Consider the following 8,493-nt stretch of genomic DNA (forward strand, 5'->3'; position numbering starts at 1 on the left):
CGCCCCGGAACCCGATCCTGCCCCAGCCCCCGAACCCGAACGCGATCCCGAACCCGCCCCGGAATCCGAACCCGAACCCGCCCCAGCTCCTGAACCCGTCCCCGTCCCCGTCCCCGTCCCCGAACCTGATCCCGTCCCCCGGCCGCCGGCCCGGTCCTCGCCCTCGGCAGCGCCCACTTCACCACCCCTTCGCAGCAGGGGCCGGCCGCCGGGGACGGCCGTTGCGCGAGCCCCGCCGACCGCGGTGACCGCACGGCCCGCGAACCCCCATGGTGTGCACGGCTCGTCGCCCCCGGCATCCCGGGTGCGCCAGGACGGCTACCGGCCCGCGCGCCCCTCGCCCCGCGGTCCGGCTCACCCGGGCGGCGCACGCTCCGTGGCGGCCCGCGCCCCCCTCTTCCACGATGGCACGGGGCGGGTGTGCGCCCGTCCGCGGGCCCGGCGGAGGGAAAAAGGCGATGCCCCGTCTCCTGCTCAGCCGGCGGGCACTGCTCGCGACGGCTCTCGCGGCCGTCGCCGTCGCCCTGTGCGCCGCCGGCCCACCCGCCGGACGCCGCACCGGCGACACCCGCACCCCGCACGCCCTTACCGCCGCGCCGCCCGCAAAGCGGATCCGCGCCGGCGACCAGGACGCCCACGGGCCCTGGTCGGCGCTCACCACCCCCACCGCCGGACTCCTGACCAACACCACCGCCACCGCGGGCGTGCCCCCCTCCCTCGCCCGGGGCGCACGCTACGTCCGGGGCAGCAACGTCCTGCGCCTGGCATCCGGCCGCTGGATGTACCTGCCGGCCGGCGCCACCGCCCCCACCGAGGTCGCCCCCGGCCACGCGCCGGCCCGCCGGCAGATCCAGGACAGCCGCGCCTGGCTGGCCTCCGGCCGCGTCCCGGGCCGAACCGCCGCCGAGAGCGCGGCCGCCGAGCGGGCCCTGCTGTCCCTGCGCGCCCTGCTGCGCCCCAACGGCGCCGTGGCGGCGGGCTGGAGCCCGGGCTGGAAGTACTCCTGGCCGCGCGACTCCAGCTTCGCCTGCGCCGCGTTCGCACACACCGGCCACGACGCCGAGGCCTACCGGATCCTGCGCCACAGCGCCGCGACCCAGCGCCCCGACGGCACCTGGCAGGCCCGCACGAAACTCGACGGATCCGGCCCGCCCGACGCCAGAGCGTGGCAACTCGACGCCAACGGCTGGGTCCCCTGGGCCACCTGGCAGTGGTACCGCACCGCCCCCCGCCCCACCCGCACGGCCCGTCTGGCCGCCCTCTACCCGATGATCCGCACGGCGGCCGACCGCACGGCGGACTCCCTGCGCCCCGACGGACTGCCCCCCGCCTCCCCCGACTACTGGGAACTGGGGACGACCACCACCAACATCGGCACCGCCGCCCCCCTGCTCGCCGGCCTCAACGCCGCCGCCGACCTCGCCCGCCGCAGCGGCCGCCCCCAGGACGCGGCACGCTGGACGTCGGCCGCGCGCCGCCTCACCGCAGCAATCCTCAAACGCTTCGCCCCCCTGGGCTACCCGCGCACCGCCGACGGACGCCACGGCCGCGACAGCGCGGTGGCGTTCATGGCACCCCCCTTCAACACCGCCCCCGCCGACCTGCCCCGGGCCCTGGCGAGCACCTGGCGGGCACTGCTCCTGCCCAACGGGGGACTGACCCCCGGAAACGACCCCGCCGCGCCCTGGGGCGCGAACGCCTGGACACCCAGTACGGCGTTCTTCGCGCTCGCGTGGGCCGCGACGGGCAGGACGCGGAAGGCCGAACCCGTCCTGGACTGGGTCCTGTCCAAGAGGAACCCGCTCGGCGAGCTGCCGGAGAAGGTCGACAAGCAGGGCCGGCCCTCCTCCGTCGCCCCCCTCGCCTGGACGGGCTCCCTCACCGTCCTGACCCTCGTGGCACTCGACGGCACCCCCCTGCCCACCCCACCCCCACCCCCGCCCCCGTCTCCGCCTCGGCAGCGGTAGGACCGCATCCCGGCCCGGGGGGGGTGGTCACAGGGCGGCGGTCACAGGGGATCGGCGCCCTCACCGGGCGGCGGCGCGGCACGCACCCGCTCCAGCGCGGCCAGCAACCGCCGGTATGCGACGTGCTCGACCGCCACCGCCCGCCCGAGGCCGGCGTGGCGCGGATCACGGCCCGCCCGCGCCCGCTCGGCGGCGGCCAGCCGCGCCCGGCGCGCCCGCCGCACCTCCTCGCGGGCGCGTAGGCACCCCTGGTCGAGGAGCCTGCGGTCCAGGACCTCGGCGAAGGCGCGCCCGGCCAGGGCGTCGAGCCGGTCGAGGTTGCCGCCGCAGCCGGCCGGGGCCGCGCCGGCGCAGCCCTCCTCCACGGCCCGGGACAGCGACCCCAGGCGCGCCCCGAGCTCCGGATACCCCCAGGCCGGTACGGCCTCCTCGCGGCACCCGGTCGCGAGGGCGACCAGGGCCGCCAGCACGGCGGCGCAGGCCGCCGCCCGCGCCGTCCTCGGCCGCCCACCGCGCCGCACGCGCACGCGGGAGCCTGCGGTCATGGGCACCCCGATCGCCGGCGGCCCCACGGGCCGGGTGTCAAAAGGCCCAGGCCGGAAAGCCAAAAGGTCGGAAAGTCAGAAGGTCAGAAGGTGAGAAGGTCGGAGGGGTTGGTTGGCCGGAAGGCCGGAAGGCGGCCGGGGTCGCACGCCGGGGCCCGGCCGGGGCCTGCCCGGCGTGCGTTGGTCCGCGCCATCCTCGCCCGCACCGCTCAGCGCTGCCACCCGGAGCCCGCGCGCCCGGCCTGTACGAGCGCGGGGGACGGCACCGCCCGGTGCCAGGGGGAGGAGGGCGGGAGCGTGCCCAGCGGCTCGGAACCGGCCGCGGGAGCCGTCGTGATGTGCAGGGCGGCGTCCAGGCCGAGGGTCGCGGCGAGGGCCGTGCCGTCGGGTTGGGCCACCGCGGCCGGCGCGCCCGTGTAGAGCATCCGGGACTCGTGCCAGACGGTGTCGCCACCGGGCCCCGACACGCCGACGGTGCCCGTGCCCGCGCGGCCCGCGAGCAGGGGGCCCGCGACGCCGACGGCGCCGTAGCCGCCCTGCCCGCCGGCCTCGGTGACGGGGGAGAGCACCGGCGCGGGCCCGCCCGCGGTGGCCAGGCTCGTGGCGACCGTGCCGCTGCCGGGCCGGCGGAAGTACAGGCGTACGCCCTCTTGCCGTGCGCTCGCCGAGAGCGGACCGGTGGTCGCCGGCAACCCCGTCGCCGAGGGGCCGCGCAGCGGGGCGCCCGGTGCCGGCTGCACCCAGGCCAGCACGGTCGTGGCCGTGGCCGCGTAGAGGTGGAGCCGGCCCGCCCCGTCGGTCGCGGTGACCGGATCGCCCTGCAGACCGCCGCCGCCCAGCGTCCGCCACTCCCCGAAGGCGCCGCCCGGGACCGCCTGCGCGCGGGCGGCGAGGGTGCGCCCGGAATCGCGTACGTACACCGTCATCCGGCCCGCGCGGTCCACGGCGACGGACGGCGCACTGATCGCCGAAGTGCCGGACATGTCACCGGTGTCCGGGGTGTCCAGGGACCGCCACGGGCCGAACGCGCCGTCGGGCGCGGCCTGGACGGCGTACACGAGGTGGCGCCCGTACTCCTGGGGCGCGGTGCCCAAAGTGGTGCGGGTGGCGAAGACCGCGATCCTGCCGTCGGGGAGACGGGCGGCCGTCGCGCCCGCGTCGAGTCCGGCGCCGGGCAGCAGGCGGGGCCCCTGCCAGGCGGTGTGGGGGCCGCCGCGCGACCAGTACGCCATCCGCCCGTCCAGGACGGCGAAGGCCCACAACCGGCCCGCGACGCCCTCGGTCATCCAGGAGGTGCCCTCGCCCCGGCTGTAGCGGATGGCCCGGCTCCAGCCGGCGCCGGCGGGCCGGGTCGCGGTCTTGCGGTCGCCGCAGCCGGCGGGGCTGCCGCACCAGTCCTGGTGGTCGCTCCAGGCGTAGGTCTTGAGGTAGCCGAGCTTCTCCTCGGCCGCCCGCGCGTCGAGGGTGGGGGGCAGCGAGCTGTTGGGGTAGCTCACGTAGTTCTGCACCGAGAAGTGCGGCCGGTCCGCGGACCGCGCGTAGCGTTCGGCCGCGGCCTGCACGAAGCGGGCCCCGTACATGTGGTCCTGGTGGTCCAGGAAGGCCTTGCCGTCCCGCGTCCGGCCGGGAGTGGGGTCCTGGGTGCGTATCGTCGTCGGCCGGTACCGCGCGAACACGTCCGCGATGGCCTGCACGGCCTGCTCCTTGGTGTAGGAGAACCAGGACGCGACCGGCGTCGCGGAGGCCAGCTGGGCGCCCAGGGCGTCGATCCTGCCGTCCCACAGGCCGCGCAGGCTGTCGGGGTTGTCGCCGGAGATGCTGCGGGCCTCACGCAGCTGCATCCACACCAGGTTGACCTCGGGCCGGGCGACCAGGACGTCCACCTCGGCGCTCCCGCCGCCGGCGGTGGGTATGGACCCGCGCCGCCAGGCACTGGTGCGGTCCCCGGTGGCCATCTGCGCGTAGGCGGCCCGTATGCCGTTCTGCCGGGCCTCCGCGTAGGCGGCGTGGTCGGCCGGGCGCGCCGGGTCCCGCAGGTGCGGGCTGTGGGCCTCGTTCCGGCCGTCGGACTCGCCGGAGGTCAGGTAGACGGTGGCGACCCGGGCGCCGCCGGCTATGGAGCGGCTCAGGTCCGGGTTCATGAAGAACAGGTCGTCGTCGGGATGCGCGACGACCTGCACCACCGTGCCGCCGGTCACACTCGGGCGCACGGCCGCCGCCCCGGCCGCGGCCGGCTCCCGCACGCTCTCGTACCCGTGGGCCCAGGCCGTCATCCCGCCGGCGCCGACGGCGAGCACGGCGAACAGGGCCGCGAGGCGGGTGCGGCTGACCAGGTACATCTGCAACGCCTTGAGGGTCGAATCCGGTGCGGAATTCCGCCGAGGAGGTGGGCCGGTGTCCCGATGGCTCCACCACTTCCGGAGACGGCCGGCCCCGAGTATGCCTCGCCCGTTCACGACTGACACACCCTCAAGAGGCATATAAAACCAAATCAAGTTGTATGCGACGTATTTTCGACTTGTTCCTTTTGGTACGTCTTGGGCGTCGATCGGCGAGACCCCGCGACCCGCCCGCGAGCGGGCCGCGACCCGCCCTGCGACCTCGGCGCCGGGGCCGAGGCCGCGTCCGACCCGGTCGCGGTCGATGCCGCCGCCGACGAGGACGCAGGGCGGGTCGCGGGGCGGTCAGGAGGAGCGGGTGGGCGCGGGCGGAGTGAGCATCGGCTTCCCGTCGAGCCGCTGGGGGGCCGGGACCACCGGGTGTCGCTCCAGCCGAGCGCAACGACCACCGCTGTGGGCCGGCCTTGGCGTGGACGGTCTCCAGGGGAGCTCACTGAGCGGACTGCGCGCGGCCAGGACCCGGTCCACCACCGCCGCGGCCCTGTCCCGCTCGCCCGAGGCGGCCCGGGCCGGGGCGAAGAAGGACGCACTGGCCGCCCAGGCGATGTCCCCCGGCCGGCGTGCCCCGGGCTCGCCACCCGGGACCGGACCCGCCGGGCCGCAGCAGCGCCGCGTAGGTGTCCTCCAAGGCCCCGGGTCGAGCCCGGCGGGGGCGGTGTCGAACGGGGGGCGGTGAAAGCCACCGCATTGTCGCGGCCATGCGGTCCGTCGGCCGTACACGGGCAGCGGCCCGGCGGGGTCCGTGCGGTCCGTGTGATCCGTCGGCCGTGCGTGGGCAGCGGCCCGGCGGGGTCCGTGCGGTCCGTGGGTGCCCCGTCGTCGGCTCCGCCGCCGTCGCCCGGGTCGTATGCGGGCAGCCGCCTGGCGGGGTCCGTGCCGCCTACCGGTCGTGCGCGGGCGGCCGCCCGGCGCGCAGTGCTCGGCGATCGCCGTGGACAGCCCCGGGCGACCACCGAGTACCGCGCCGCGTCATCGGCGCCCCAGGACGCGCCCCCGGTCGCGGGCCGGGTCGGGAGCGGCGTTCAACCCGGTCGGCAAAGGCGCCGCCGGACCGATGTGCGCGGTGGGGGTGGGCAGTTCCCACTAGTTCGGGGGAGGCCGGCGGGGCCCCGCGCGTCCAGCGACCCGGCGGCATGCTCGGCCGCCCGGGCCGCCACCGGGTAGAGCGCCCGCGACCGCTCCCCGCAACCGTTCCCGGTGGCCTCCCGCCTTTCCGTCGCCCGGTACCACGGCCCCGTACCGCCCACGGCGCTCAGCCGTTCGCGTCCAGCCGTTCGCGCCGGGCCGTTCGCGTCGAGCCGTTCGCGCCCGGCTGCCGGGCGCGGGCGTCGGGGGGCCGGAGCCGCCCAGAGGGCTGCGGGCCTCCCGCGTACCGCGGGTGCTCAACTCCCAAGAGGACCCGCAACGCACGGCCGGGCGCCGCCGGGCGCGGGAGACCCTCCGCGCGCGGGCACGGGGGCCGTCCGGCCCGTCAGGAGCCGAAGCGGCGGCGGGAGGCGTCGATATGGGCGAGGTGGCGCCGGGTCCAGTCGCACATCCCGGCGACGGTCACGCGCAACGCACGGCCCGGCCCGGTGAGGGTGTACTCCACCCGGGGCGGCACGGTGGGGTGCACCTCGCGCTCCACCAGGCCGTTGCGCTCCAGCATGCGCAGGTTCTGGGTGAGCATCTTGTGGCTGATGCCCTCGACCTCGTCGCGCAGTTCGGTGAAGCGCAGGGTGCGCTCCCCGATCGCCTCGATGATCAGGAGCGCCCACTTGTTGGCGATGTCGGAGAAGATCTCCCGCGCCAACGAGTCCGCGCGCGTCAGGTCCGCGTCGGCGGGCACGCCGTTGAGCTGCTTGGTCACCATCAGGTTCCCCTGTCACCGAAAAGTGCGTTCTTCCGTACCGGCGGCCACTCTCCTACGGTTCCCCAGTAACCACAAGAAACCAACCGCGTCCTCGGCCCGGTCCGTGCCGGCCCGTGCCGGCCCACAACCGGTGCGCGCGATTCGGGGGCGCCGGGCGCCCTCATGACAAGGAGTCAGCCATGACCGTCACCCTGGTGAACCCCGAAGGACTGGCGGAGGTCGGCCTCTACCGGCAGGTGTCGGTGGCCACCGGCGCGAAGCTGGTCTTCGTCGCCGGGCAGGTCGCCTGGGACGCCGAGGGAGCCACCGTCGGCGAGGGCGACCTCGCCGCCCAGGTCGAGCAGTGCTACCTCAACCTCGCCACCGCCCTGGCCGCGGTCGGCGCCTCCTTCGACGACGTGGTGAAACTGACCGTCCACCTCGTCGACTGGACCCCCGACAAGATGCCCCTGTTCGCCGAAGGCCTCGCCCGGGCGGCCGCGAGAGCGGGGATCACCGCGGCCCCGCCGCTCACCGGGGTGGGCGTCGCCGCCCTGGCCGCACCCGACCTCCTGGTCGAGATCGAGGCCACCGCCGTCATCGACTGAACCGGCCCCCCTACGCGGCGCCCGGGGTCACAGGCCCAGGGAGATGGCCAGCCGGGTCAGCTCGGCGGTGCTGTGAACGTTCAGCTTGGCCCGGATACGGCGCAGGTAGGCGTCGACGGTGTGCTTGGACAGTCCCATGTTCCGGGCCGTCTGCAGGTAGGTGCGGCCGGCGGCGATGTGACGCAGGGCCTCCTGCTCACGCGGGGCCAGAGCGGCTGCGGGGGCTTCGACGTGCGGCGTGGCGAGTGTGAGGCTCATGGGATTTCCTCCGCCGGATCGGCTCGGTCATCGCTGCTCACGTCGTCGGAAGCAGTGGAACATGTGCTGAATGTCCCGTTTGGTCTGTATAAAGAGACTGGCCTCGGCACGTCATGACGAGGTCCGCCGACTGTCACAGACGTGTGACAGGCCCCGCCCGCCGCGCGTGGAACAAGCCCCGCGTGGGAAAGGCCGCCCCGCCCCAGGGGTCGGCGCGCCGACGGCGCCGCGTGCGGCCCGCGGAGGCTGTGCCCGGGGGTGGGTGCGCAGTCCGCCGGCCGCACCCGCACCCGTGCCCGCGCCCGCCCCCGGCGGCCCGTGCGGCCCCGGCGCCCGCGGCGGCTGTGCCCCGGGGTGGGGTGCGCAGGCCGCAGTCCGCACTCGCCCCTGGCCCCCGGCGGCCCGGCTCTGGTCACGGTTCCGGTCCTCGCCCCTCGGCTCGGTCCTGGTGTCCCGGGCCCAATCCGGCCCGCGCGGGAAGCCGCCGGCCCGGCACGGTCGCGACGCCGGCGGGCCCCGCCCCGGCCCCCGGCGCCCACGACGAACCGTGACCACGTCCGCCGCCCCCGACCCGGACGGCCGTACGGGCACACCGGCCGCCTCCGCCCGTCCGGACCGGGACCGGGGACCCGGGCCGGAGAGGCCAAGGGCAGGGACCGAGGCCGGGGGCCAAGGCCACCGCGACCCGGCCGCGCGTGGGTCGGGTACGCGCCACGGGGTCGGTCTGCGTGCCCGGGGCGCGACCCTCGTGCCCCGACCCGGGCCTCCAAGGCCCGGCCCTCGTACCCCGGCCCTCGTACCCCGGCCCTCGTACCCCGCACCGGTGCTCGCCCCTGGCTGCTGCCGCGGGGGGGCGGGCCGGGGGGGCCGGGGCCCCCCGGCCCG

At 76.9% G+C, this 8,493-nt stretch carries 6 protein-coding genes; 2 read left to right on the forward strand and 4 right to left on the reverse strand.

Annotated features, from left to right (window positions below):
- The first annotated feature begins 458 nt into the window (after window positions 1-458).
- The gene (locus ACWFQ8_RS13740) at window positions 459-1,967 is read left to right on the forward strand and encodes a hypothetical protein (protein WP_453786386.1); all 1,509 of its coding nucleotides are present in this window, start codon (window positions 459-461) and stop codon (window positions 1,965-1,967) included.
- 41 nt (window positions 1,968-2,008) lie between these two features.
- On the opposite strand, the gene ACWFQ8_RS13745 is transcribed toward ACWFQ8_RS13740, so the two are convergent.
- The 3 genes from ACWFQ8_RS13745 to ACWFQ8_RS13755 all read right to left on the reverse strand — a co-directional run bounded on the left by ACWFQ8_RS13745 (window position 2,009) and on the right by ACWFQ8_RS13755 (window position 6,763).
- The gene (locus ACWFQ8_RS13745; RefSeq protein WP_453786387.1) at window positions 2,009-2,512 is read right to left on the reverse strand and encodes a hypothetical protein; all 504 of its coding nucleotides are present in this window, start codon (window positions 2,510-2,512) and stop codon (window positions 2,009-2,011) included.
- Window positions 2,513-2,721: 209 nt separating this feature from the next.
- On the reverse strand, window positions 2,722-4,851 hold the full coding sequence (locus ACWFQ8_RS13750) for a PIG-L family deacetylase (protein ID WP_453786408.1): 2,130 nt from the start codon (window positions 4,849-4,851) through the stop codon (window positions 2,722-2,724).
- 1,531 nt (window positions 4,852-6,382) lie between these two features.
- Window positions 6,383-6,763 (reverse strand): winged helix-turn-helix transcriptional regulator, encoded by a 381-nt coding sequence (locus ACWFQ8_RS13755; RefSeq protein WP_453786388.1) that lies wholly within the window; start codon window positions 6,761-6,763, stop codon window positions 6,383-6,385.
- A gap of 179 nt (window positions 6,764-6,942) precedes the next feature.
- Here ACWFQ8_RS13755 and ACWFQ8_RS13760 point away from each other — a divergent pair, with 179 nt between their 5' ends.
- On the forward strand, window positions 6,943-7,350 hold the full coding sequence (locus ACWFQ8_RS13760) for a RidA family protein (RefSeq protein ID WP_453786389.1): 408 nt from the start codon (window positions 6,943-6,945) through the stop codon (window positions 7,348-7,350).
- Window positions 7,351-7,377: 27 nt separating this feature from the next.
- On the opposite strand, the gene ACWFQ8_RS13765 is transcribed toward ACWFQ8_RS13760, so the two are convergent.
- Entirely contained in the window at window positions 7,378-7,608 is a 231-nt protein-coding gene (locus ACWFQ8_RS13765) for a response regulator transcription factor (RefSeq protein WP_453786390.1), read from the reverse strand.
- Window positions 7,609-8,493: the final 885 nt, after the last annotated feature.

It is taken from the genome of Streptomyces sp. NPDC055254 (genome assembly GCF_053606025.1).

What these genes read in the sequence shown, in the direction of transcription:
- ACWFQ8_RS13740 (WP_453786386.1), top strand. Translation starts at nt 459, where the DNA reads ATGCCCCGTCTCCTGCTCAGCCGGCGGGCACTGCTCGCGACGGCTCTC.
- ACWFQ8_RS13745 (WP_453786387.1), bottom strand. Translation starts at nt 2,512, where the DNA reads ATGACCGCAGGCTCCCGCGTGCGCGTGCGGCGCGGTGGGCGGCCGAGG.
- ACWFQ8_RS13750 (WP_453786408.1), bottom strand. Translation starts at nt 4,851, where the DNA reads ATGTACCTGGTCAGCCGCACCCGCCTCGCGGCCCTGTTCGCCGTGCTC.
- ACWFQ8_RS13755 (WP_453786388.1), bottom strand. Translation starts at nt 6,763, where the DNA reads ATGGTGACCAAGCAGCTCAACGGCGTGCCCGCCGACGCGGACCTGACG.
- ACWFQ8_RS13760 (WP_453786389.1), top strand. Translation starts at nt 6,943, where the DNA reads ATGACCGTCACCCTGGTGAACCCCGAAGGACTGGCGGAGGTCGGCCTC.
- ACWFQ8_RS13765 (WP_453786390.1), bottom strand. Translation starts at nt 7,608, where the DNA reads ATGAGCCTCACACTCGCCACGCCGCACGTCGAAGCCCCCGCAGCCGCT.